The sequence below is a fragment of the Blautia sp. SF-50 genome (assembly GCF_900101315.1).
Taxonomy (GTDB): Bacteria; Bacillota; Clostridia; order Lachnospirales; family Lachnospiraceae; genus Blautia_A; species Blautia_A fusiformis.
Genome location: NZ_FMUW01000006.1, coordinates 141,345 through 167,736, shown reverse-complemented (window position 1 = coordinate 167,736; position 26,392 = coordinate 141,345). Strand labels below are relative to the sequence as shown.

Below are 26,392 nucleotides of genomic sequence, written 5' to 3'. Positions count from 1 at the left end.
CAACACTATTTTGAATAATAAACTTCGTAATGCCCAGAAAAGGCATATCGCAACAGAAGCCTCGGTATTAGTACCCAAGCAAATGAATCTGGACTATAGTGCTGCCGGGATATTATTAGGAAACCTCCTGGATAATGCAATAGAGGCATGTGAAAAAATAGAAGTATCAAAAAGATGGATTACTGTGAATATCATTTATAAAGAACATACTTTGATTTTAAAAATCTGCAATAGTAAAGAGATAAAAAAGGCAAACATTGCATTGAGTAGCAAACGTCATTATAAGCAAAGTGGAATTGGCATACATAGTGTTACAAGGGTAGTGGAAAAATATAATGGTACAATAGAATTTTGGGATCTAGATGACTCCTTTGAAGTAAGTGCTATTCTTTATGGGATTTTAAGTGAAGTTGAATTATAACCGTTTTAAATGAATATATCAACTTAGTAATATGAAGACATAAATAGGAGAATTTATAGATGCAAAATATTTTTCCAGAATATAAATCTGAAATTGTATTAGGAAATGGTAAATTTCAACTTGATCCCATGTCATATACTGTTATTTATGAAGGAAAAGAAATCAGCTTAGCTCCCAGGGAATTTGAAGTTCTGTATCTTTTAGCCCAAAGGCCAAATTGGGTTATCCCAAAGAAGAATATCTATTGTTCGGTCTGGGGGAGTAATTATTATGATGATCAGATTCCGTACAAAACAGTGGAACACGTAGTATGGAAGATACGAAAAAAGATGGGGCATGATATTATAGAAACATTGATCAATGTAGGGTATAGACTAAAAAAGATGTAAAGGCAGGATAGTGTGAGTAAAAGTTTTTATATTCTGATTGAATTTTTGGAAGATACGCCATATAATATTGGCAACTACTAAGAAGGTGCGCACATACGTCATTTGACTAAATATCATGTTGTAACCAGAAATTAAGATAAACCCTTACAGAACTTTTGTGGATAATCCAAAGAAAAGGAGGCTGCCTATGAACGTATATGAAGAAATAGATCAGGAAACAATGATGCTGCTTTTAAATTCTTTGTGTAAACGGACAGTGGAAGGAAAACAGATATGGGAAAATATGGAGTATAATCCTATTTCCTTTTTACAAAAAGATATTTATGAAAAAGAAGGTACCTGTATATCACAAATGTTTGAAGCAACGACAGTATTCAATGGTATTGAATATGAATTAGAGCTTTCAGAGTCAATCGAACTTCCGTCTGGCAAGGGAGATATTTTTGGAACCATTTCTTATGAAACAGAAGACGGAGAAGAGAATACGTATGATTTCTCTTTATTTTTTGATGTAGAGAAATATGATAATGCGAATGCGGAAGAATTGCAGGGTATTTTTGGAAACTCAATCATTGTACAGTTTACAGATGCAATGGTGGGAGTATTTGAAAATTCAGATGCGGTAGCGGAGGGATTTGCTTATGCAAGATACTTTCATCAAACAGGAATTGATCCGGAATGGGAAACCAATCCTCTTGTGAAATTGGGTGAGAAACTGATGCAAGAGCACGCAATGTTGGATTTTCATAAAATAGTATTGGATACAGATTATAGAAAAAGTTTATGGAAACGACCATGAACCTTCTATAACAGGATACAAATTTTGGGGAAACCATTGATATTTCTTAGGATATCACATATAATATAGTTAAGCCAAAAGGTTTCGTGTAGCGGCACGTAAAAGCTGTACTGCGTCCAGGCAGGGTAAATATTGGGACTATTTTATACTCGAAAGAGTATTACGCCCACACCAGGGAGATACGGTGAGTCCGCACCGGGGACTGAATGATACCGGCGACATTTCAGACATTCGGAAGGGTGTCGCGGCTGACAGCCAGCATAAAACCGCTTTTTAGAACAAAGAGAATGATAAGAGAAGAGGAGGTGCTTTTATATGGCTACATCAAGTATTCTTACCAATGTTGTAATTGAAGATCCGAAAAAAGCAGAAGCATTTGTAGATGCACTTGAAAAGTCCAGTCAAGATCCAGTATGGAAACCTTCTGCACCGTCTATTCCAATATTAGATAGTGTAGAAGAATTACGCAGATTCCTGGGTAGGAAAAGGAACTAAGAGAGATGGATTATGCAGTTGTAAATATTTTAGATTATATAGAACTTATAGGAGAGGAGTCAGTAGTTGATGTCCTCTCCGGTTTTTCGTGTCCGAAGAATAAAGAAATAGAAAATTTTGTCCGGAATAATGCGGTAGAGTTCGCAAAACGGAAGATGTCCATTACTTATCTTTTGTTAGATGAGTATAGCAGGGTTTTGGCAATTTTTGCAATCACACATAAAGCAGTGCAAATCTGGGGAAAAAATCTTTCTTCTACGTTGCAAAAAAAGATACAGCGGTATGCACAAAAAAATGAGAAGACAGATGAATATGCTCTTTCTGCTTTTCTGATCGGTCAGTTTGGAAAAAATTATCAGCATAAAGACGCACCCGTTCCAGATGGCGGAAAGATGATGGAAGCGGTATTGACCATTCTTAAACATGTACAGCGTGAAATTGGCGGTGGCGTTGTGTACTTAGAGTGTGAGGAAAAGCCGGAGCTATTGAATTTCTATCAGAATGAGAAAAACAGATTCCGGAAATTCGGAGAACGTTTATCAGAAAAAGAAAATGTGAATTATATTCAGATGCTACGAATTTTATAAAAAAAGAATAAGGATACATAAGGTGCAGGTGATTCTAAGATAGAGGAGTCACCTGTATTTTTTATGCCTAAATGAAGAGATAATGCAGTGCTTTTTCGTAAATGGTGCAAAAATCGTTTTCAACTCGTTCAGATATAATAAATCTTTAAAACCAAAAAAGGAAAGAAATGGTAATGAAACTGGGAAATCTTGCCTCCATAGTCCATTACCAGGGAAAGGATTTGTAATTATAATAGAGCCTGTAATCAACGAGGAGATAAAAGAATGCAGAATGAACTTTATATTGTAGCAGATGCCATAAAAGCCTTGCGGGAAGCCAGAGGGCTGACCCAGGAGCAGCTTGCGGAAAAAGCAGATATTTCCGTATCCCATCTGGCCAAAATAGAAACACATGCCAGAGCTATGGGTATGAAAACCTATATCCGATTGTTGGAAGCTATGGATATTCCCATAAAAGAACATTTTATACACATGGGTACAGCGAAAAAAGATATGATGTTGAAGGAAAAAATCTGGTATCTGGTACAGGATTGTGATGAAAGAGAAACTAGCCTTTTGATCTATTCCATAGAGGGAATTAAGAAAGGGCTAAAGAAATATCAGCAAGACAGCAGGAAGTGAGAATACAGATAGGGAGGAAAAGGGAAATGTTATCAAGAGAAAAGGTGGAAGCAGTATTATTTAAAATGGGAATGCCTGCCAATGTAAAAGGATTTGGCTATATTGTAGACAGTGTTTTGCTTCTGGAAGAAGACAGCAAGATTAAAACGACATATCTGTATTTTAAGGTGGCCAAGCAACATGGCACGACAGGACAGAGGGTAGAACGGGCAATCCGTCATGCGTTTGATATTGTCCGAAGCTGCAGAGGTGATTATGATGTGGTGAACCATTATATCGGTTTTATCAACTGTGCCAATTCCCCTTCCTTATCCATGCTCACAATGAAGATACGGGAGGAAGCACTGGAAGTACCGGAACCAAAACCGGAAAAGAAAGAAGAGAACGTGATTACGGGAATTACCGAAGATCGGCTTTTGGAGTTGATGCGGCAGGCATATACGGAATTTTGGGCAGATATGATTATCCGGTTAAAAAAATAAAGAGAAATGCAGACCGAAAACAGTCTGCCAAAACACATCAGGGTTATGGTGTCTTTTGGCAGGCTGATGTTTTCAGCCGGGAAGAACCTTGAAAACTGAATATCAGTATGGTGATATTTTTTTAAAACAAACGTGTCATTTCTGACGCTAATCTATAGAAATATCTTAAAGGACACAAAACATTTCGGCACATTCTATTTTGTATGATGCAGGGTCATGAGCTGTGCGAAGATACATTTGTCCGCATTGACAGCAGGTAAGGCAGAAAAGAAGCGGATCAAACAAGGAATCGTAGAAGATGAAGGAAAAGTGTGAGCAGCGCCCGGACATAGGCTGTGGGTGGCAGGCAGTCTGAAAGCCGAATGATAATGATACCTTTGCATAAAACACTGCAACCAGGGTAGCGTCTGGGACATGCTGCAGCGGGAAAGGGTGCTGCAGGGTGTCAGGCGGCCAGCCGGGCCGGTCCTACATGCTCCCGTTCACACCGGGGTGAGAAAATAAAAAACATGCTGGCAGGGAAGGCCCTGCCGGTATGGTGTGTAAAATGGGTTCATTTTAGGGCTATGGGGAAACGCCGGTTTCTTTATAGCCCTGGAATGAAAACAGGAGCCAAAGAAAGAGGAGGCAGAGCAATGAATAGAGAGATGTTACAAAAACTGTTTTCAGAAGATAAAGAGGTCTTTCAGGGAGGAATGTTATTCCCTGTATGGATCTGCAAAGGAAAAAAAGAGATAGAAAATAGGAACAGTCCCCAGCGGGCGGCAGTGTATCTGGATATTCCCATTCCATGTGCCGGGCTTTTGTATTATGAAAAAGAAAAAAGCCTGCATTACTGTGAACAGCAGACATACCATGTAGTTACGATCCTGGAAGGTGTAGGGCGTGGTAATTCCATAGAAAAAGAAAACTGGCAGAGGCTGGCAGTGCTTGCAGGAAAAGGCATGATTGACGTGATTGTGGTATCCGGGCTTAGCAGGTTATCCTATTGTCCGGAGGAAATTTTACAGACTATGGAACTGCTCCAGGCTTTCCAGGTGCAGATAGACTGTATCGGTTATGGGATTTTAGATTATGCCAGACTGAAACAATATTTAATGCACACCTGGGAGAAACAGGAACAATTTGAGCAGGACTTAGATGCGTATCTGTGCAGTTGCTGTACCAGGGAAGGGATATAATGCTCTCGCGGGAAGAACTGCTGAAGATGCGGGAAATGACGTTTGAGGACATTGACCCGAAAGAGATACAAGATGTAGAGAAACTGAAGATTGATGTAAAAAAGAGCAAACCGGAGAAGGTCCGGGAAATCCTGGAGTCTGGAAAGAACCCTTATTTTCTGAAATATAAGGGGATCACCATAAAGATTGGGTTTGCTTCTACCAACCGTACCATAGAGGAAGCCATGCAAAGCCTTGTGCAGATGAAATGGTAAAGCCACGACAGGGATAGGGAACAAAGCGGATTGTTGGCAGATTACAGGGTGGACAAACCTTCTGGACTATGGTAGGATGATGGCAAGGACCCAGTAGCCTCTATCATTTAGGGAATCGGCTGACGAATCTAAATGATAGGAGCGAATACAATGAAAAATCAAATACTTAAAAAAATCTATCGTGCGGTTGTTTACCTGCGCCTTTCTGATGAAGATGGTGATAACAGGGAAAGCGACAGCATATCAAACCAGAGGATACTAATCCATAGCTTCTTAAAGAGCCACCCTGAAATTCAGGTGGTAAAAGAATGTGTGGATGATGGATATACCGGCACAAACTTTAACCGCCCTGGTTTTCAGGAAATGCTGCGTATGCTGGAAGAGGGGGAAGCAGACTGTATTATTGTCAAAGACCTTTCCCGTTATGGAAGGGACTTTTCCGGTGTTTTACAGTATGTGGAACGTATCCTGCCGAAAATGGGTGTGCGCCTGATCCTTGTCAATGACAATTATGACAGCCTCACGCCAAATCGTGATTTCCTTACCCTGAGATTTAAAAGTTTAATCAATGACCTTTATCCTGCGGATACCTCCAAAAGTGTGCGCTCTCATTTGTATGTCAAAATGACAGCCGGGCAGTGTGTAGCACCTTTTGCTTTTTATGGTTATCTGAAATCCGAAGAGGATAAACATAAGCTAGTTATGGACGAAGTGGCAGCTTCTGTTGTACGGGATATTTACCACATGAAAATGCAGGGCTGCAGCCTAACGGATATATCCGAAGAATTAAACCGGCGTGGGATCTTGACGCCTCTTCGGTATAAGCAGGTATATTTAAAACAGAAATTAAAGACAGGGTTCCGTCTGACGGAAAAACCGGTCTGGATGCCAACTATGGTGCGTCGTATCCTTCTTGATGAACGCTACACCGGAGTGCTGATACAGGGAAAAACCACAACGCCAAACCATAAAGTAAAGGTTGTGATCCACAAAGAGGAAGCTGAGTGGATACGGTATGAAAATGCCTTTGAGCCGGTTATCAACAGACACCAATATGAAGTGGTAGGTAACCTGATGAAAATGGATACCATGAGAGGGGCAAAGGGGCTGGCGCTTCTTTCCGGCCTGGTAAAATGCGGGGACTGTAAAGAAAGCATGGTACTGAAAAGCCCGGATAAAGTCCACCACTATTATGTATGTTCGACTTCCCTTTATGAAAAGCAGTGCAGTTCCCATAATATCAGTGAGAAAAAACTGGTAGGGGCTGTGACAGAAGCAATCCTGCATTATATTTCTGTTCTGGTGGAACTGAAGGAGATATTGGCGTATGTAAAAACTGCCTCGATCCCAAGACAGCGGCTTTTGGAAGAAGACAAAAAACTGGAGATGCTGGAAAAGGAGAGCCAGAGGATCTTAAACATTAAAGTAAAACTGTATGACAGTTTTGCAGAAGAAATCCTGGACCGGACAGAATTTGAAACCTTCAAAGCAAAGTATGACCAGTCTTTAGAGGAAATCCGGCAGGCAATGGAGTGCCAGCAAAGGGAAATCCGAAACCTGCGGGAAACCCTTGAAAAACAGCAGGAGTGGCTGGAATATTTTCTGGAATATCGGGACCGGACGGAAGTGGACCGCTTAATGCTGGTAAATCTGGTCAAACGGATTGAGGTATATGAGCAGAAGCGCATTATCATTCATTTTTGGTTTGAAGATGAATTTGAAAAGGTATTGGGACTGCTGGAAACAGTAAATAGGGCAAAGCCGGATCAGCGTGTGGAAGCCTTCCTGAAAGGAAAGGGGGCGGAAGCAAGTGCCTAAGGTAAGCAAAAGAGGACAGAAAAGACAAAACAGTAAGCCGGAAATGAAGTATCTGAGAACCTATATCTATGTAAGGCTTTCCGAAAAGGACGGAGGGCATGGCAGAAGGGATTCCATTTATATCCAAAAACAGATCTGTGAAGACTACGCAAAGAAACACCCGGAAATGCTGGTGGTAAAAGTCTATGCGGATAATGGTGTGACAGGTACAACGTTCCAAAGGGACGCATTTGAAGAGTTGATGGAAGATGTGGCAAATAAAAAGGTTGACTGCATCATTGTAAAGGATTTTGCCCGGTTTGGAAGGGACGCCTTAGATGCTGTCGATTTGATTGACGTGATTTTCCCAACCTTAAATATCCGGTTTGTTTCCGTTATGGACGAATATGACAGTGCAAACCCGGCTTGTGTAGAAGACCGGACCACCAATATTTTGAAGCACTTTATGAATGATTATTATGCCAGGGAAGTTTCAGAGAAACTGGTACAGGCACACCGGCTGTCCAGGGAACGGGGAGAGTTTTGGGGTTCCAGACCTCCTTATGGATATCAAAGGGCAGAGGAAAACAGCAAGAAGCTGGTGCCGGAATCAGAGGAAGCAGAAATAATCCGGCAGATTTTTTACTGGTATGTGTTTGAAGAAATGTCAAGCTATGATATTGCAAGGGAACTGAATGGCAGAAAGGTATTAGGACCGGAGGACAGCTATCAGAAAAGGAAGCAGGGAAAGGAGCCGGAGAAAAGGCGGTTATGGAGATCAGACGGTATCAGGAAGATTTTACAGAACCCCGTTTACATTGGTGCTGCTGTTTATGGAAAAACAAAACAGATGCTTGCGCAGAATATTCCTCTTCAGATGAAACCAAAAGAGCAGTGGGAAGTGTGTGAAAATGCCTGGGAAGCAGTTGTGGAACGGGCGATTTATGAGAAAGCACAGGAAATTGCAAAGGAACGCTGGAAAGATACGTTGGATAACTGGGCTGCAAACCCAAAAGAAAAACAGGGGGCAGATGGTCCTTTTAAGGGAAGGATTTTCTGCGGGCATTGCGGAAGACGTCTTGGAAGGAGCAGGAGCGGAGGTAATGAGAAACACAAATATATGGTTTATAAATGCCCTTCCTTTTCCCTTACAGATCATACGGAATGTTTCCGGACGGTGAATGAAATCTACATCAATCAGGCAGTCAAGGCAGCACTCCGCTACCAGATCCAGCTTGCTGTAGAAAGCAAGAAAACCTATGGTGCAGAGTTTTATCAAAAGCTGGAGCAGGAGGTAGCAGAAAAAATAAAAAATGCCAGACAGAAGTATGAGAAATATGGAAGAAAACTGGAAACCTTGTTTGAGCATTATGCTACCGGGCTGTTGGACTGCAAGGAATATCAGGAGATTAAATCAATCTATCAGGAAGAACAACAAGCAGCCAGGCAGAATATGAAGCAGATACAGCTTCGTGGACAACACCTGTTAGATCAGGTGAAGGCAAGAATGGATTGGACAGAGGAACTTCTAAAGTACCAAAGATTTCAGAAGATAGAGAAAGGAATTGCGGACCGCTTTATTGAAAAGATTACGGTATATTCCAAAGACTATGTGGAAATCGTGTTCTGGTTTGGGGATTTATTTGAAAAGGAGCTGGAAAAAGAACTGGACAATATGGAAGGAGGTCTTCCGTATGCAGTGTGATTTTGTTTTTGCTTATCTGCGTCTTTCCAGAGATGATAAAGAAAAAATGGAGGAAAGCAACAGCATTAAAAATCAAAGGCTTTTGATCCAGCATTTTGTAGAAAAACAGCCGGAGTTTGCAGGGGCAAAGCTTTTCTTCTTTGTAGATGACGGTTACAGCGGTACAACGTTTGACCGCCCGGAATTTAAGCGCATGATGGGGCTGATTACCAGGAGAAAACGGATCTGTATCATTGTCAAAGATTTGAGCCGCCTGGGAAGGGATACCATAGAAACACAAAACTATATCGAAAAAATATTTCCGTTCCTTGGGGTGCGCTTTATTTCAATCAATGATTTTTATGACAGCAGCCAGAAACCTTCCGAAAGAAAGGATACGGAGATTAAATTTAAGAACCTGATCAATGGGATTTATCCCCAGATTTGTTCCGACAATATCAAAAAAGTTATGAGGAAACAGGCTGAAATGGGACAATATCATGGTTCAATCCCAACATACGGATATTGCTTCCATGACGGTGTTCATACAAAACTTCATCTGGATACGGAGGCAGCTTCCGTTGTAAGGGGGATTTTCGACCAAAGGTTGGAAGGAAAGACCTATGCAGACATTGCCAGGGACCTGAATAAAAAAGAAGTTGAAACACCTACCGTATATCTTCAAAGGAAAGGCTGGGCGCCAGAAGCAAAGAAATCTGTGAAATTCTGGGACGGAAATTTAGTAAAGCTGATTTTGTTTAATCCGGTTTATGCAGGACTGACGGTAAGAGGGAAAACAGAAACCAGGGTTCCGTCAAAAAGAGAGTACCGATATATTTCAAGAGAGGATTGGATTTGCGTAAAAGGAGGACACGAAGCGATTGTGACGGAGCAGGAGCTTCAGAAGATCCAGGACATGGTACAGAAGGACAGAAAATATCATGGGTCTACACCGTCTTCTGAGAATATTTTTGCAGGCTTGATCCGCTGCGGGCATTGTGGTCGGAAAATGCGGATACGGACAGAATACAAAGAAAAGCCGATTTATTGTAAAAGTGTTACGACAGCCCCCAATGCTTCCTGTTATCCAAAGAAATATAAGCAGAAAGAGTTGGAAGAACTGGTGCTAATTATGATAAGACAGCAGGCAGCCCTTGCAGAGGATACCATAAAGCAGTTAAAGAAAGCCAATCAGACTTTGAATATTCCGAAACTCCGATATCGGAAAAAGCAATATGAAAAGAAGTTGGCGCTTTGTAAACAGGAGAAAATGGAATTGTATGAACAATATGCAGAAGAACAGATTTCCCTGAAGGATTACTTGGCACGAAAACAAACCTGTATGGAGAAGACAGCAGTTTATCAGCAAAAGATACAGGAGATAGAAGCAAAAATTTTAAAAGGGGAGGAGGAAAAACAAAAGGAGAAATCAGAGGGACTGCAACTTTTTGTAAAATATAAGGGATTGGAAGAGCTATCTTATGAAGTTCTGCATGAGCTGATTGAAGTCATAAATTTTTATGATCCGGAACATATTGAAATTGTATGGAAATACAGGGACGAATTTCTGGAAGCAGTAGGATAAGAAAGAACCGGGAGAGCTTATTGTCCTGGATTCTGGTAGAGAAAAAGATTTCATAAAAGAGGAGGAAAACGCTGCGGTGTCTTCCTCTTCTTTGTATTAGGAGAAAATTAGGCAAAGAAGATGGGGGAGGAGCCATGTATCTTGAAACATATTCTATGGAGGAACTGATGGAACTGATAGAAGAGAAAGGGTATTGCTCTGTGGAGGCAGTAGAAATCCTGAAAGAAATGGAACAGGCAAAAAAAGAGTATGATTTTTTACTCCGGGATTGTGAGGAAAAAGCATGGAAAACAGACCAGGTGGTAGTTGATTATTACCGGCATCTCTTAGAAGAATTGCGGAAAGCGTTGCCCTATGATGCTATGGGAGGGCAGAACACGATTCCGATTTTGGTGTTACAGGAGTTCCGTAAACCGGACATTGTAGAAAAGATCAGGGATTTTATTGGCTGTCAGGCTGGATTTTCTGATCATGATCTGTTACAGGAAATACAGAAATTTATGACCGTACATCTGGACCCGCAGGGAATTATTCTCTATATGGATGTACTGGGGAATCAGCCGGTGGCAAGGAATGCTTACAAACAGGGAGGACAAATGTGGTAAAAGAAAGAGTATTAGCGGTTTTTGACATCATTATGAAAATAAGATATAGGAAGATTATTGAAAAAGTGGTACAATAAAATATAAAGAAAAATAAGCATTAAAAGTAATATAAAAACCAAAGAAAATATGATAGGTTAATAATTTAACTTAGAAATAGAATACGAATGGAGATGTTTAAAATGGGTACATTGATACGTGAAAATAAAAGGAAAATAGCACTTAGTCTTAATATGGGTTTGTTGTTAATGGGATGTTTAATGTTAACGATTGGTGCATATCCAGCCTTATATAGTGGTGGAGCAAATGAAACACGTTTATCAATAGGAGCCACATGTATTGCATTTTGGTTTATTAGTTTTCCTGCTTTATCGAGAGAAACTAAAGAGAAAAAGATAGTTACAGTAAGCATCCATGCCATTACTGCATTTTCTGTTTTAATTATATTTTCTTGGGAGATACATTATATTCTTGTTAATTGGAAAAAGGGGTCTCACTTGGGAGATATAGGATTTTGCATAGGGGGCATAATCGTGTGTTCCTATTTGTGTTATATACTTATCTCGTTCATTAAAACATTTTATTTTTTAATACAGAAGGTAAGGAGATTACTGTTTCCTAATAGTACAAATCAAAATGTTTCCAGAATTGTACATCTGCTAGAAATGGCTTCTTCGTTAATAGTATCTTTAACAGCTTTTATCGGAAGTCTAACAGCTGCTTGTGTAGCAGTGCAAACATTTTTGGAACATATTTACTAGGAGAGAAAAGAAATTGGACAGATTGGTTATTATAGGAAATGGTTTTGATCGGGCACACAATTTGCCCACTTCGTATTATGATTTTAAGGAGTATTTGAGAATATATGCTCGTGAATTTTATGAAGCTATATGTAAATATATACCAGAAGAAGAATTGTGGTTTCAATTTGAAATGGCTTTAGGCGAATTAGATAAATATCAAGTGCAAGAAGAAAATGCTTCATATTATCTTGATTATGGTGATGAAAATTGGAAAGACAGTGCTAATCATGACTTTCAATTTATGGTTGAGCAGGATTTGGCATTTGCATCTTATATTCCATATTATTTTAAGAAATGGATTGAGCAAATAGATACAAACGTTTTACCTTTGGTATCAAAGCGTATAATAAATAATACGTGTAAGATTCTAAATTTTAATTATACGGATACATTAGAAAGAGCATATAAAGTACCTGCTGAGAATATTTTATACATTCATGGAAAAGCCCTGAGCAGTAAGAAACTTGTAGTGGGACATCATGATATTTCTACTTTTCAGTACGGAGCTGTTTCTCCATTTAATGCAGCGGAAGAACATGGAATATATATACAAGATGATGATGAAGATTTTAGAATAACTGAAACAAAAGAAATCATTAAAGCCTATTTTCAAAAGACATATAAAGATACGTTTGGTATTATACAAATGAATCAAAATTTTTTTGACTCTCTTATAAATATAAATGAAATATTTATATTAGGTCATTCGTTATCTTCTGTAGATATGGATTATTTTGTTGAGATTAGAAAGAGAGTATTACATTCGTGTAAATGGTATATTTCATATTTCTCAGAAAGTGATTTAGATAATATGGAATATTTTGCAAAAAGGTTAGATATTAAAAATTTTCAGCCGGTAATGCTAAGTAATTTATAATACGATTATACAGTCAGAAAAGACTAATAAAAGAAGAGGAAAACGCTGCGGTGTCTTCCTCTTCTTTTATTTAGAAGAAAATTTAGAAAAGAAAGAAGGGGAGAAGAGCCATGTATCTTGAAATATATTTTATGGAAAGACTGTGAAAAAGCTACCATATAATGCTATGGGAGGTCAGCACACGATTCCGATTCTGGTGTTACAAGAGTTCCGTAAACGGGATATTGTAGAAAAAATCAGGAATTTTATTGGCTACCAGGCTGGGTTTTCTGATCGTGATCTGTTACAGGAAATACAGAAATTTATTACCGTACATCTGGACTCGCAGGGAATTATCCTCTATATGGACGTACTGGGGAATTTGCCGCGTGCAAGAAATAGTTACAAGTAAGGAGGACAAATGTGGTAAAAGAAAGAGTATTAGCAGTTCCAGATACAAGCTTTTTTATTGCGGAGTTGCCGGAAGCAACCAGAAATATCATACGGAAAGATTTAGAGGAACATGCAAGGGAACATCATTACCGGCTGGAATGGGACCGGGAAAGTAAGGATTATGTGGCAATGAGCCGGAGATTTTGCGATATGGAAAACATTTATACGGATACATATCTGCATTTCTGCGAGACAGGCGAAGATATAGAACCCTATGAAAAAAGCCTGAAGCGGACTATTTCTATCAGGTTGTATCAAGATGAGGTAGAAGAGCTCTGTAGGAAGTCTGGAAAAGTTGGGCTATCAATCGGTGAACTATTTGAAAACTTTGTTGCAGATTTGATTTGTGGTACACATACCAATGGTTCTGATGAACGCATGTATATTGAGCAATGGTTTGACCGATGCTATTTCAGTATTATGCCAGAGGAAACATTTTTATCTTATCTGCTTGAAATGCAGGAGATAGACAGTGTTTTGGAATGTTGGGAAATCTTGCAGGAGTTGAAGGAGCTGGAAGAGCCGGATTGTTATGATAAAGAGGAACTGGAGATACAGCAGAACACTTTGGAAGAATATTTTCAGGAATATAGAACCTATACAAGAGAACCGACAGAAGACCAGTTGGAAGCTGCTATGGAAAAGGTGCTGGAATGGAATAAAGAAAGAGAGCATTTGTTGGAGGGAAATGTTCCAGAGAAGTCTTTGGGACGGTAGCCGGATTGGAGAAAGGAAGAAAACAGTGATAAGTAATGCGGAAAGAATTGTGTTAAGAAATATGTACCCACCGGGGTGTCGGGTAGAGTTGGAAGATATGGAAGCTGATCCGTATGTAAAACTGAGTCCCGGTGATTTAGGAACCGTACAGTTTGTAGATGATGCCGGACAGATTCATGTATCCTGGGATTGCGGACACAGCCTTGCTATGGTATTTGGTGTTGATCATTGCAGATGTATTATGAGAGAGGAACGTTTGCAGGAGATATTACAAAGAGTACAGGCTATGCCATTTGAGAGTTTGGAAAAAATGGAACTGTATATTACAGAAAAATTATCCGGAGCTTTCCCTAAAATCAGCTTTCAGGAGAAAGAAGGGCAGGAGGTTATTGCAGATATGGGAGTTGCCGCATTTATAAAGAAAGATCTTGGTGTAGCAATTCAATATGAAGCTGACAGTCAGCAACACATCTTTATAAAAAAGATGGAAATTCAAGGACAGGAATTGGAGAGGAAAAATCCTTTTCCAGTACAGAAGAAGCGATAAGAATGGTTTTCTTTAATTGCAAAAATCGACAATTTTTTTTGGATATTACTTGACAGGATAGGGAAAATCCACGCTGTTGCATATGCTGGGCGGGCTGGATCGCCCTACAAGCGGCACGGTCATAGTGGACGGACAGGATATTTTCTCCCTGAAGGAGGAAGCGCTGACCATCTTCCGCCGCAGGAAAATCGGCTTTGTATTTCAGAGCTACAATCTTGTTCCGGTGCTGAATGTATATGAAAATATCATTCTACCCACTGAACTGGATGGCGGAAAGGTAAACAAGGCTTTTGTGCAGCAGATCGTGCAGACGCTTGGACTGAGCGACCGTCTGGATGCCCTGCCCAATCAGCTCTCAGGCGGTCAACAGCAGCGAGTAGCCATTGCCCGTGCGCTGGCGGCAGCACCCGCTATCATTCTGGCAGATGAAGCCACCGGCAATCTGGATTCCAAAACCAGCCAGGATGTATTGAGCCTTTTGAAAGTCACCAGTCAAAAGTTCGCCCAGACAATCGTAATGATCACTCACAACGAAGAAATTGCGCAGATGGCAGACCGCATTATCCGTATCGAAGATGGTCGGATCGTCTCCCAGAACTAACGGGAGGTGGCTACGATGAATGTCAAAAACAGAAAATGTATTCGAAAGCTCAGCTTAAAATCCCTTTATGCGAACCGTCGCCGCAATCTGATCGCCATTTTTGCCATTGCGCTGACAACGCTGCTATTTACTTCCATGTTCACCATTGTCTTGTCGTTGAACGCCAGTTATGAAACCTACCAGTTTCGGCAGGTAGGCGGCTATGCACACGGTACCTTTAAAGATGTTTCCCCCGAGCAGGCGGAACGTATCGCTGCTCATCCAAAGGTGAAGGCTGTGGGGGCACGGAAGGTGATTGGCATCACTGCGGAAGGAGTCTTTTCCAAAACGCCTGCAGAGATCAGCTACATGGATGCCAACTGCACCAAATGGAGCTATGCCACCCCTACTACCGGGCGGATGCCCGAAAGCGGCAAAGAAGTAGCCATGGATACGGCAGCGTTGCAGCTGCTTGGCGTAACGCCGGAGCTGGGCGCCGAGGTCACGGTTTCCTATTCCATCACGGACAAGGATCAAACCGCCTTTACTATAACAGATACCTTTACGCTGGTGGGCTATTGGGAATATGATGAACTAATGCCTGTTCACTACATCAACATCAGCCGTGATTACGCAGATGACATCGAAGCGCAGGCAGTGAAAACAGGGTTACAGCCTTTCCGCACCGATTTGAATGTCATGCTGGCCTCCGGCACAAATATTCAAGGGCAGATGGAGCAGGTGGATACCGATCTTGGCTACACCTGGGACAGCTATACTGATCCCAACAGCGTCCGAATCGGTGTTAACTGGGGATATACCTCATCCCAGCTGGAGTCGCAGCTCGATCCAGAGCTGATGGTCGCCATAGCAGCTTTTCTGCTGCTGGTGATTTTCACCGGGTATCTTATCATCTATAATATTTTCCAGATCTCTGTTGCGGGGGATATCCGGTTTTACGGACTTTTGAAAACCATTGGCACAACGCCCCGGCAGCTCAAACGTATCATTCGCCAGCAGGCACTTCTATTTTGTCTGATCGGCATTCCGGCAGGACTGTTGCTGGGCTACGGCATCGGCGCTGTTCTGGTGCCTGTTGTCTTGCGCTCCACCCAGTTGGATGCAGGCATCACCACCATCAGCACATCACCTGTGATCTTCCTTGGTTCCATGCTGTTTGCCTTGTTGACGGTGCTCTTGTCCTGCTCCAAGCCCGGAAAAATGGCAGCCAAGGTCTCTCCGGTGGAGGCTACCAAATATACGGATGTGATGCAGACTAAGAAAAAACAGCGCAGCACCCGGGGAGCCAAGCTCCATCAGATGGCCTTTGCCAATCTGGGACGAAATAAGAAAAAGACGGTGCTGGTGGTGTTGTCTCTGGCACTGTCAGTGACACTGTTCAATGCGCTGTGTGCCTTTGTGGGAGGCTTCAGCATGGAGAAGTATGTATCCTCCATGACCTGCGCCGATTTTATCGTCAGCACTCCCGACTATTTCCGTTACAACCCGGCAGATGAATTCATCACGCCAGAACAGATCGAGGAGATCGCAGCAAACACAAAGGCCAGTCTTTCCGGCACGGGATATGCTGTGCGAAAAAATGCATACCTGTGGATGACGGAAGATGCTCTGCGGCAGGACTATGCAAGGTACGAAAGCGTCGAGCAGTTGGACAGCCATATGAGCCGTCTGGAGCACCGGGGCAATATGGTGATGGGAGATACCAGAATCGAGGCTCTGGATAACAGTCTGTTTGACAAGCTGCAAGTGTTCGACGGAGATATTTCTCCTATGCTGGAGCCGGACAATAACGCCATTGCCATTGCGGTTTCTTTGGATGATTACGGCAATCTGCCCAATCCTGAATACTACCCCAAGGTGGGAGACACGATCACGGCTACCTATGCGGATGATGTGAAATATATCGACAGCCGCACCGGGGAACTGTGCAACGAAGACACACCGGAGGAGTACATTCAGGCAAAATTGTATGGGGCCAGAGATGTAGAGTACACGGTCTGCGCCTTGGTAGAACTTCCGAACTCCATGGGTTATCGTTATGGTGGTATTGGATATAACGCAGTTTTGCCTGTGGACACCGCACAGAGGGACAGCGGTGGTGCAGTCGTTCCGATGCTCTACCTGTTCGACACAGCGGACGAAGCGGACGAGGCCGAAGCAGAGCAATATCTGTCAAAGCTCACGGCCGGTGAGTTTTCGCCCTTGATGTATGAAAGCAAAGCCACGGTTCGCTCTGAGTTTGCTCAGTTCCGGCAGATGTTCCTTCTGATCGGTGGTATCCTCTGTGCTATCATTGGGCTGGTGGGACTCTTAAATTTCTTCAACGCCATGATGACCGGTATTCTTTCCCGCCGCCGGGAATTTGCGGTGCTTCAGGCTGTAGGAATGACGCCCCGACAGCTCAAAACCATGCTGATCTACGAGGGGTTGTTTTACGCAATGTCTTCCGTATCGGTGGCCTTTGTGCTTTCACTGGCGGTGGGACCTCTTGCGGGGAAAATGCTGGGCAGTATGTTCTGGTTCTTTGAGTATCGGTTCACCGTTCTGCCTGTCCTGCTGACAATTCCGGTATTTCTTCTGCTTGGGTGGCTGATTCCCTGCATGATGTATGATAACGCAGCGAAATGCAGCATTGTAGATCAGTTAAGGGATGCTCAATAATTGTTAAGCCAAAATTAGCCCTCTGTCAATGAAAAGGCTGAGGGCTGGAATTCAAATAATAATCAAAGTGACCATTACACTGGCCAGCGGCAAGAAACAGGTCATTTCCGTTACTGTGCAGAAAACAACGGTAAGAACAACAAAGATCACCGGACTGAAATCAAGCGTGACTGTTGCAAGGAATAAAAAAACTTACGCTGAAACCAGTCATCAGCCAGATTACTTCCCAGGAGAAGGTTACCTACAGTTCTTCGAATAAGAAGAGCGTGACGCTAAATTCCAAGGGCGTGATCACCGGAAAGAAAAAGGGAACAGCCTATATCACAGTGAAATCTGGAAAGATCCGTAAAAAAGTAAAAGTAGTTGTTAAATAAAAATGATTCAAGCAGGAGCTGTCTTTCATGAATACACATGGAATGGCAGCTCCTTTTTTCATTTTTTGCATGTAGTTTTATTTGCAGAAGTAGATTACGATATTAATAGTTGACCAAGAGAGAAGAATGTTTAGATAATATGTTATAGTGATAATGGAAGCATGGTAACAAAAAAAAATTATAAAAATAGAAAAAAAGTGCAACCAAACAGAAAAAAATACGTTCTATATAATAGAAAACATTAATATGGCACACTGCAAATAACCTATCTGCATAAAAACACTAATATACAGGGGAGAAATGTGATATGGAAGATATACATATTATAAATTTATTTTTAGAAAGATCAGAAGATGCAATTCGCCAGGTAGAAGTAAAGTATGAAAAATTTTGCTTTAAGATTGCATGGAATATTTTATATAACACAGAAGATTCAGAAGAATGCGTAAATGATACGTGGCTGATAACGTGGAATAAGATTCCGCCCAAAACGCCAACAAAATTACCTGCATTTCTTGGAAAAATAACCAGAAATTTGGCATTGGACAATTTCAGAAAGAAAAATGCTTCAAAAAGAGCAGATACACATATGATGGATATTTGTGGTGAAGTGGAAAAACTGGAAAGTACAATAAAGGATTATGTGGAAGAGGATATAAAGAAAAAGGAAATTTTGAATATTTTAGAAAAATTTTTAAGTGATTTAAAAGCAGAGGACAGGGATATTTTTGTCAGGCGATATTGGTATATGGATAATATTAAAGACATTGCAAAAAGACATGGATGCTCTGAGACTAAAATTAAATCCAGTCTTTTTCGAAGCAGAAACAGATTATGGGAAGAGGTGAAAGAAATCATATGAAAAAAGAAAACAATTTTTTGGATCTGATGGGAGAAATAGATGAAAAATTTGTTTATGAAGCTTCCTTGCCATGGGAAAAGCGAAATGTTAATTTGAAATTAAAATTAGCAAAGATTGCAGCAGCAGGAGTTGTAATAGCATTATTGATAGGAGGCTTGGGACATCCGCATGAGATAAAGGCGGCCTGGGAACAGATTACTTCGTGGATTCAAACTGCATTGGGGATTAATGAAAATGTAGAATCATATATAGATAGTGTTGGAAAAACGATTACTAAAAATGGAATTTCTATTACGTTAGATGAAATTGCTGCTGATAAGGAGAATTTATGGGTGGCAATATCTAATAATATAAATGATTCAAAAGAAAAAGAGACTATTCTACTAACAGAAGTGGAGATAAATGGAAAAGCGGCACAGTTAGATGGAACATATGCTCTGGAGAAAAAGGAGAACGGAGCAGATGGTCAGGTTTGTCATTATAGGTTGGAAGATACAACTATTAAAGATAATACAGCAGATATAAAAATGAAAGTATGGTTATTTGATCCAACAGAAATGGATACTGCAGATACAGAAGATACGGATGACTATATTTTTGAATTTTCATCAAATTGGGAAGAACTGGAGAAGAATACCATAAATGTAAATGTGAATAAAAAAATAAAGATATCTCCAAATCAAAATCTGACGATTTCAAAAATGAGCTTAAACGATTTGGCAAGTACAATTTATGGAAATTTGGATAATAAAGAATATGAAGATTATTATTTAATAGGAACCGACGATAAAGGAAATCAGGGGCTTTATAGAATGACAAATTATGGTGACACAGAGACCGTGTTTGAAGAAAGCAGAAATAATACAAAATACAAAGGAATTTCGCCAGATGCTAAAACGGTGACATTAGAATTATATGTAAATAAAGAAGAAAAAAACAACACAACATATAAAAAATATGAAACTGGAATAGAAGATACTTACGGAGAAGGCGAAGGACGTGTTTATGAAAGTGATGAAGATCCTCTGGATTTATATAGCCCAGTGGAAGGAAAAATAGAAATTAAAATCAGGTGACAAAAGAATAATTTTATCGAAGAGAGGAACAGCCAATATCATCTGCCTTCAGATATTGGCTGTAATATATATGATACATAAAAAATACAAGCAGCAGATAACGATAAGATTCTTATATCAGTCAAGGAAGCCTGTGAACGCACAGGTCTTTCAGAGAAAACCATGAGAACTCTTATGAAGAATAATACCTTCATGGTACGAATTGGGCGAAGAACCCTGATTGATAAGAAAAAATTTCAGAAATGGATAGATCGGCAGTCTTGAAAGGTTTTTGGGGTTGTGTTAAAATTAAGTCCAGTGCCATGCATGATCATCTATTGTTATTAGAAAAAGGATGGTAATGTTATGGAAAAAATCTAAGAGGAAAAGAAATAGGTAAGGGAATCCGACAAAGAAAAGATGGGCGGTAAGAAGCCAGAATCACAATTAAGGGATCTGGCAACCGCCTTTTTCTATCTATGGAACAAATCTTCAGCAGGTGAAAAAGCAAAGAAACATGTATTTGGCGGAAGTTCTCCCAGGTATTCCAGGCTTTGATTCGAGTATGTCCGTTTCAAAATGGTATGAGAAATGGATGGAACTTTATAAGGTTCGGAATCTTAAAGCAACCACGATAAGAAATTATGAAGAAAAGTATGGAAAAGAAAGCTAATTTTACTGATAAAATGACAATTTAGGAAGAGGTTTAAATATTTGGAAAAAGCAAGAAACACTGAAGAAGAGAAAAAAATGGGTCAAAAGTGGGTCAAAAAAAAATATAAGGCATCTGAAACCCGCATAAACACTAGGTTTCCGGCTGATACCAGTACATTATCACCGATGATGAAAGAATACGTAAAGACCAAAGAAGAATACAGCGACTGTATCCTTTTTTACCGTCTGGGCGATTTTTATGAAATGTTCTTTGATGATGCGCTGACTGCATCCAAGGAACTGGAGATCACACTTACAGGAAAAGACTGCGGATTGGAAGAGAGAGCGCCCATGTGTGGCGTTCCTTTTCATGCTGCGGAAACTTATATCAACCGATTGATAGAAAAAGGTTATAAAGTTGCCATCTGTGAACAGGTAGAAGATCCGAAAAAAGCCAAGGGTCTTGTAAAACGTGAAGTTGTTCGTATTGTCACACCGGGAACCACACTGGATGCCATGTCACTGGACGAATCCAAAAACAATTATCTGATGTCCATTGTCTCCATCGGAGATCATTTTGGCTGTGCTATTGCAGATATCACAACCGGTGACTGCTTTCTTACAGAGCTGGATAAGCCTCAGAAACTTCTGGATGAGATCAATAAATTCACACCTGCAGAGATCATCTGCAACGATGCGTTTCTTTTAAGTGGTGTGGATGTGGAGGATCTGAAAGGACGTCTTGGAATCTGCGTATTCGCCCTGGATCCCTGGTACTTTGACGATCAGCTGTGTCAGAAAACTCTAAAAGAACATTTCCATGTGGGAAATCTGGAGGGGTTAGGAATTGGTGACTACGACAGCGGGATCATCGCTTCCGGTGCTCTGTTCCTGTATCTGAAAGAAACACAGAAAACAGCACTTTCCCATATGGCAAGTATCCGCCCTTACTCTGCCGAGAAATACATGCTTATCGACAGCTCCAGCCGTCGTAATCTGGAGCTTGTGGAAACCATGCGCGAAAAACAGAAAAGAGGTTCTCTTCTCTGGGTACTGGACAAGACCAAAACAGCTATGGGAGCCAGAACACTTCGGTCTTATGTGGAACAGCCTCTGATCGATGCAGAGGAAATCGAAAAGAGACTGGGTGCTCTGGAAGAACTGAATGAAAAACCCATGGAACGGGATGAGATCCGGGAATATTTAAACCCGATCTATGATCTGGAACGTCTGATCAGCCGTATCAGTTACAAATCCGCTAATCCGAGAGATCTGGTTTCTTTTGCCTCTTCTCTGGAAATGCTTCCTTATATAAAACAGGTCCTGGCAGAATTCAAATCTCCACTGCTTACTAAGATCAACGAAGATATGGATCCTCTGACAGACATTACCTCGCTGATCCGGAACTCTATCACCGATGATCCGCCTCTTGCCCAGAAAGACGGTGGCATTATCCGGGAAGGATATAATGAAGATGTAGATAAATTCCGCCGTTCCCGGACAGATGGAAAGAAATGGCTTTCTGAGCTGGAGGCAAGAGAGAGGGAACGTACCGGTATCAAAAGCCTGAAGATCAAGTACAATCGTGTATTTGGTTATTCTCTGGAAGTTACCAATACTTTCAAAGATCTTGTGCCGGAGGATTATATCCGCAAACAGACCCTTACCAATGCAGAGCGTTATATCACTCAGGAACTGAAAGATCTGGAAGATCTGATCCTTGGAGCTGAGGATAAGCTTTATGCGCTGGAATTTGAACTGTTTTCCAGTATCCGTGATCAGGTTGGAGCGGAAGTTGTCCGTATCCAGCGCACTGCAAAAGCAGTGGCTGCACTGGATGTTTTCGCTTCTCTTGCACTGGTTGCCCAGAGGAATAATTTCGTCCGGCCAAAGATCAATGAGACAGGCCTCATTGATATCCGAAACGGCCGTCATCCGGTTGTGGAGCAGATGATCGAAAATGATATGTTCATTCCAAACGATACGTATCTTGACAACCACAAAAAACGGATCTCCATTATCACAGGACCAAACATGGCCGGAAAATCCACATATATGCGCCAGACAGCCCTGATCGTACTGATGGCACAGATCGGAAGCTTTGTTCCGGCAGACAGTGCAAACATCGGTGTGGTTGACCGGATCTTCACCCGTGTAGGTGCATCTGATGACCTTGCAAGCGGACAAAGTACCTTTATGGTGGAAATGACGGAGGTTGCCAATATTCTTCGCAATGCCACTTCCCGTAGCCTTCTGATCCTGGATGAGATCGGACGTGGAACCAGTACTTTTGACGGCCTCTCCATTGCCTGGGCAGTGATCGAACATATCAGCAATACCAAGCTCTGCGGTGCCAAAACCTTATTTGCGACCCATTATCATGAGCTTACCGAACTGGAGGGAAAACTTTCCGGTGTCAACAATTACTGTATTGCTGTCAAAGAAAAGGGTGACGATATCGTATTTCTTCGTAAGATCGTAAAAGGTGGCGCTGACAAGAGTTATGGTATCCAGGTGGCCAAGCTTGCCGGTGTTCCGGATTCCGTGATCCAGCGTGCCAAGGAACTTGTGGAAGAGCTCAGTGACGCAGATATCACCGCAGCGGTAAAAGACCTGACTGCTCCGAAAAAGAAACAGAAGATCACCTATGATCAGGTGGATATGGCACAGATGTCACTCTTTGACACGGTGCAGGATAATGATATCATCGAAGAGATCAAAGGCCTGGAGATTGGCAACCTGACTCCAATGGAGGCCCTGAATATTCTCTATAATCTGCAGAACAAAATAAAGAACCGGTGGTGATACCTTGAGAAAAATTGCAGTTTTAGACCAGAATACCATTGATAAGATCGCAGCAGGTGAAGTTGTGGAGCGGCCTTCTTCTGTTGTAAAAGAACTTGTGGAAAATGCTATTGACGCAGGAGCTACCGCCATCACAGTAGAGATCACAGATGGTGGAAAAAAGCTGATCCGTATCACAGATAACGGCTCCGGAATGGAAGCAGAACAGGTTCCCCTTGCTTTTCTACGTCATGCTACAAGCAAGATTGAAAAAGTGGAAGACCTGACACATATTGCCTCCCTGGGCTTTCGTGGCGAGGCTCTTTCCAGTATTGCCGCAGTTTCCCAGGTAGAACTGATCACAAAAACTCCTTCTGCCATCAGCGGTACCCGCTATGTGATCGAAGGTGGAAAAGAACAGTCTTTGGAGGAGATGGGCGCACCGGAGGGAACCACCTTCCTGATCCGGAACCTTTTTTACAACACACCTGCAAGAAGCAAATTTCTGAAATCCGACATGACAGAAGCCGGTTACATCAATACGCTGATGGAACAGCTGGCGCTTTCCCATCCGGAAATTTCCTTTAAATATATCCAGAATCGTCAGGTGAAACTTTCCAGTTCCGGAAATTACAGCGTAAAGGATGTGATCTACAGCGTTTACGGACGGGAGATCGCCAAAGCACTTCTGGAAGTCTCCTATGAAAATGATTTTATGAAGATCGAAGGCTTTGTGGGAAAACCGGAGATTTCCAGAGGAAACCGCACTTTTGAGAATTATTATATCAATGGCCGGTATGTAAAAAACAAGATCATTACCAAGGCTATTGAGGATGGGTATAAAGGACTGGTCATGCAGCATAAATTTCCATTTGTTTCCCTTCGGATCGAAATGGATGGTAATGACCTGGACGTTAATGTACATCCGGCAAAAAGAGAAGTGCGTTTTGCCAGAGAAACCGAAGTTTATACGGCTATCTATGAAACTGTTCGTAAGGTACTGACTCACAGAGAACTAATCCCGCAGGTATCTGTGGGAAAAGACGAACCGACATCTCACAACGAGCAGATGAAGCCAGGAAATGTTCCGGAACCTTTCGAGGTAAAAAGACGGCAGGAGATGTACGGACACCAGAACCGGACGGCGAATATAGCTTCCCATATTGCACCGACAGCTTCTGAAGTACATACATCGCCGGTTTCATCGATACCTTATAATAAGTTGACAAATAGTACAGCCTCCTATGGCTCAGCTGAAACAGCTCACAGTTCTTCAGATTCTTTTACAGATAAATACAGGCATATGGGTTCTCTGCGGGAAAATCCCGTATATAGATCTCAGCCCTTTACAAAAGAAGAAGAGGAAATGTTTTCCGGCACACTGAAGGACGGAAAAAAAGAGACTTCCGCTGTAGAAACAGCTGATCCAGAAGTGATATCTGAAAAACCTGCCGAATCGACATCTCCTGAGATAAACAGCGAGCCGATCAAATCCCTGGAACAGGAAACGCCAAAACAGCTGGAACTTTTCGAAGAACGGCTTCTTGCCCCGGAATCCAGAAGCCGCCACAGGCTGATCGGACAGCTGTTTGACACCTACTGGCTGGTACAGTTCGAAGATAATTTTTATATCATTGACCAGCATGCGGCCCATGAAAAAGTATATTATGAGCGGTTCGTAAAGCTGTTCCAGTCTCAGAATATCCAGTCTCAGTACGTAAGCCCTCCGCTGATCGTTTCACTCAGCCTTGAGGAAGAAAACCTGTTAAAAGCAAACGAAAAATATTTTCGGGATTTCGGTTTTGAGATCGAACCTTTTGGGGGAAGAGAGTACAGTATCAGTGCGGTGCCATCCAGTCTTCTGGGAATGACAGAGGAAGAGCTGTTTCTGGAAATGCTGGACCATCTCACTGCAGACGGCTCCAAAGATGCATTTGAACTGTTTACCGCAAGGCTTGCAACTATGGCCTGCAAAGCTGCTGTAAAAGGCAATCATTCCATGTCACCCCAGGAAGCCGACAAGCTGATCGATGAACTTCTGACACTGGAAAATCCTTATAACTGTCCTCATGGAAGGCCAACCATCATTGCCATGAGTAAGACAGAGATTGAAAAAAAATTTAAACGTATCGTGTAAGATACCTATCATAAACGGAGAAAATCTATGAAAAAACCTCTTATCGTCCTTACCGGGCCTACTGCCGTGGGAAAAACAAAGCTTTCCATTGCCCTTGCAAAAGCAGTAAACGGAGAGATCATTTCCGCGGATTCCATGCAGGTTTACCGCCATATGGATATCGGTTCCGCCAAGATCACGCCGGAAGAAATGGATGGCGTCCCACATCATCTGGTGGATGTACTGGAGCCAACAGAAGATTTTAACATTGTCCTTTTTCAGCAAATGGCAAAAGATGCCATGGACAAAATTTATGACAAAGGCCGGATTCCGATCCTGGTAGGCGGCACAGGATTTTATATTCAGTCTGTGACCAGAGATATTGATTTTACCAGCTCCGACCAGGATGAACATTACCGCAGGGAGCTGGAAGAGCTGGCAGAGCAGAAGGGGCCTGCATTTCTCCATGACATGCTTGCTAAGGTCGATCCCAAGTCAGCCGAAGATATCCATGAGAACAATGTCAAGCGGGTGATACGTGCCCTGGAATTTTATAAACAGAACGGTACCAGGATCTCCGAACATAATGAAGAACAGAAGGAGCATACCAGTCCCTATGCACTGGCTTATTTCGTCCTGAACGCACCACGCCCACTTCTCTATGAACGCATTGACACAAGAGTGGACGAAATGCTTAAAAACGGTCTGACAGAAGAAGTTAAAAAGCTTCGGGAGATGGGCTGCCACAGGGGAATGGTTTCCATGCAGGGGCTTGGCTATAAGGAAATCCTGGACTGGATGGACGGAAACTATTCTTATGAGGAAGCCGTAAGGGTCCTGAAACGTGACACCAGACACTTTGCCAAACGTCAGCTTACCTGGTTCCGCAGAGAAGGCGAAGTAACTTGGGTAGATAAAGATAACTTTGATTACGATGACAGCAGGATCCTTTCCTACATGCTTTCTGTATGCAGGGAAAAGGGAATCCTCCCTGCCAAATAAAATAAAAAAG

The 26,392-nt window shown here is 41.8% G+C and carries 26 protein-coding genes and 1 pseudogene; all 27 read left to right on the top strand.

The genetic code is table 11. The features are described from left to right. Positions 1-421: ATP-binding protein (locus tag BLP57_RS05950; RefSeq protein ID WP_139148828.1), on the top strand; the 421-nt coding region annotated here is incomplete at its 5' end. Positions 422-480: 59 nt separating this feature from the next. Beyond that, the gene (locus BLP57_RS05945) at positions 481-810 is read left to right on the top strand and encodes a winged helix-turn-helix domain-containing protein (protein WP_092070077.1); all 330 of its coding nucleotides are present in this window, start codon (positions 481-483) and stop codon (positions 808-810) included. Between the two features lie 187 nt (positions 811-997). Further along, positions 998-1,609, top strand: a complete 612-nt coding sequence (locus BLP57_RS05940) for a hypothetical protein (protein ID WP_092070074.1) — start codon at positions 998-1,000, stop codon at positions 1,607-1,609. Between the two features lie 315 nt (positions 1,610-1,924). Further along, positions 1,925-2,104, top strand: a complete 180-nt coding sequence (locus BLP57_RS05935; RefSeq protein ID WP_055056077.1) for a hypothetical protein — start codon at positions 1,925-1,927, stop codon at positions 2,102-2,104. A 5-nt stretch (positions 2,105-2,109) separates the two neighbouring features. Next, the gene (locus BLP57_RS05930) at positions 2,110-2,691 is read left to right on the top strand and encodes a hypothetical protein (protein ID WP_092070070.1); all 582 of its coding nucleotides are present in this window, start codon (positions 2,110-2,112) and stop codon (positions 2,689-2,691) included. Positions 2,692-2,955: 264 nt separating this feature from the next. Next, positions 2,956-3,312, top strand: coding sequence for a helix-turn-helix domain-containing protein (locus BLP57_RS05920; protein WP_092070064.1), 357 nt, complete (start codon positions 2,956-2,958; stop codon positions 3,310-3,312). A 26-nt stretch (positions 3,313-3,338) separates the two neighbouring features. Further along, positions 3,339-3,794, top strand: coding sequence for a sporulation initiation factor Spo0A C-terminal domain-containing protein (locus BLP57_RS05915; protein ID WP_092070061.1), 456 nt, complete (start codon positions 3,339-3,341; stop codon positions 3,792-3,794). Between the two features lie 635 nt (positions 3,795-4,429). Beyond that, a complete protein-coding gene (locus BLP57_RS05910) occupies positions 4,430-4,975 on the top strand; it encodes a recombinase family protein (RefSeq protein ID WP_161234039.1) in 546 nt (181 codons plus the stop codon). Continuing rightward, positions 4,975-5,229 (top strand): DUF6870 family protein, encoded by a 255-nt coding sequence (locus tag BLP57_RS05905; protein ID WP_072448128.1) that lies wholly within the window; start codon positions 4,975-4,977, stop codon positions 5,227-5,229. Before BLP57_RS05910 ends, BLP57_RS05905 begins: the two co-directional genes overlap by 1 nt. 150 nt (positions 5,230-5,379) lie before the next feature. Beyond that, positions 5,380-7,047 (top strand): recombinase family protein, encoded by a 1,668-nt coding sequence (locus tag BLP57_RS05900; protein WP_175442951.1) that lies wholly within the window; start codon positions 5,380-5,382, stop codon positions 7,045-7,047. A gap of 43 nt (positions 7,048-7,090) precedes the next feature. Then, positions 7,091-8,731, top strand: coding sequence for a recombinase family protein (locus tag BLP57_RS05895; RefSeq protein WP_207646692.1), 1,641 nt, complete (start codon positions 7,091-7,093; stop codon positions 8,729-8,731). Further along, positions 8,721-10,295: a recombinase family protein gene (locus BLP57_RS05890; RefSeq protein ID WP_175442950.1), complete on the top strand. Its 1,575-nt coding sequence runs from the start codon at positions 8,721-8,723 to the stop codon at positions 10,293-10,295. The genes BLP57_RS05895 and BLP57_RS05890 overlap by 11 nt, the downstream gene beginning before the upstream one ends. Positions 10,296-10,429: 134 nt before the next feature. Beyond that, positions 10,430-10,900 carry a hypothetical protein gene (locus BLP57_RS05885; protein ID WP_055056042.1) on the top strand — a complete coding sequence of 157 codons (471 nt, stop codon included), beginning with the start codon at positions 10,430-10,432 and terminating at the stop codon, positions 10,898-10,900. A 179-nt stretch (positions 10,901-11,079) separates the two neighbouring features. Then, complete coding sequence (locus tag BLP57_RS05880; protein WP_044961781.1) at positions 11,080-11,658, top strand: hypothetical protein; 579 nt, start codon at positions 11,080-11,082, stop codon at positions 11,656-11,658. A gap of 13 nt (positions 11,659-11,671) precedes the next feature. Next, positions 11,672-12,577 (top strand): bacteriophage abortive infection AbiH family protein, encoded by a 906-nt coding sequence (locus BLP57_RS05875; protein ID WP_021651973.1) that lies wholly within the window; start codon positions 11,672-11,674, stop codon positions 12,575-12,577. Between the two features lie 402 nt (positions 12,578-12,979). After that, positions 12,980-13,726 (top strand): hypothetical protein, encoded by a 747-nt coding sequence (locus BLP57_RS05865; RefSeq protein ID WP_022462583.1) that lies wholly within the window; start codon positions 12,980-12,982, stop codon positions 13,724-13,726. Between the two features lie 49 nt (positions 13,727-13,775). Continuing rightward, the gene (locus BLP57_RS18845; RefSeq protein ID WP_416795054.1) at positions 13,776-14,273 is read left to right on the top strand and encodes a DUF4314 domain-containing protein; all 498 of its coding nucleotides are present in this window, start codon (positions 13,776-13,778) and stop codon (positions 14,271-14,273) included. A 61-nt stretch (positions 14,274-14,334) separates the two neighbouring features. Beyond that, positions 14,335-14,874 (top strand): annotated as a pseudogene (locus BLP57_RS05855) (ABC transporter ATP-binding protein); the annotation flags it as partial. 15 nt (positions 14,875-14,889) lie between these two features. Beyond that, complete coding sequence (locus BLP57_RS05850) at positions 14,890-17,535, top strand: ABC transporter permease (protein WP_092070046.1); 2,646 nt, start codon at positions 14,890-14,892, stop codon at positions 17,533-17,535. 173 nt (positions 17,536-17,708) lie between these two features. Beyond that, complete coding sequence (locus BLP57_RS05845; protein WP_173907075.1) at positions 17,709-17,909, top strand: Ig-like domain-containing protein; 201 nt, start codon at positions 17,709-17,711, stop codon at positions 17,907-17,909. A gap of 307 nt (positions 17,910-18,216) precedes the next feature. Further along, positions 18,217-18,771, top strand: coding sequence for an RNA polymerase sigma factor (locus BLP57_RS05840; RefSeq protein WP_092070043.1), 555 nt, complete (start codon positions 18,217-18,219; stop codon positions 18,769-18,771). Further along, complete coding sequence (locus tag BLP57_RS05835) at positions 18,744-19,847, top strand: DUF4179 domain-containing protein (RefSeq protein ID WP_092070040.1); 1,104 nt, start codon at positions 18,744-18,746, stop codon at positions 19,845-19,847. The genes BLP57_RS05840 and BLP57_RS05835 overlap by 28 nt, the downstream gene beginning before the upstream one ends. Positions 19,848-19,931: 84 nt before the next feature. Further along, positions 19,932-20,111, top strand: coding sequence for a helix-turn-helix transcriptional regulator (locus BLP57_RS18840; protein WP_084449169.1), 180 nt, complete (start codon positions 19,932-19,934; stop codon positions 20,109-20,111). A gap of 135 nt (positions 20,112-20,246) precedes the next feature. Further along, a complete protein-coding gene (locus tag BLP57_RS17980) occupies positions 20,247-20,384 on the top strand; it encodes a hypothetical protein (RefSeq protein WP_021652024.1) in 138 nt (45 codons plus the stop codon). 282 nt (positions 20,385-20,666) lie between these two features. Then, positions 20,667-23,285, top strand: coding sequence for a DNA mismatch repair protein MutS (gene mutS / locus BLP57_RS05825; protein ID WP_092070089.1), 2,619 nt, complete (start codon positions 20,667-20,669; stop codon positions 23,283-23,285). A gap of 4 nt (positions 23,286-23,289) precedes the next feature. Then, positions 23,290-25,401, top strand: a complete 2,112-nt coding sequence (gene mutL / locus BLP57_RS05820; protein ID WP_092070037.1) for a DNA mismatch repair endonuclease MutL — start codon at positions 23,290-23,292, stop codon at positions 25,399-25,401. Between the two features lie 27 nt (positions 25,402-25,428). Beyond that, positions 25,429-26,382, top strand: coding sequence for a tRNA (adenosine(37)-N6)-dimethylallyltransferase MiaA (gene miaA, locus BLP57_RS05815; protein WP_059085844.1), 954 nt, complete (start codon positions 25,429-25,431; stop codon positions 26,380-26,382). The last annotated feature ends 10 nt before the right edge of the window (positions 26,383-26,392 follow it).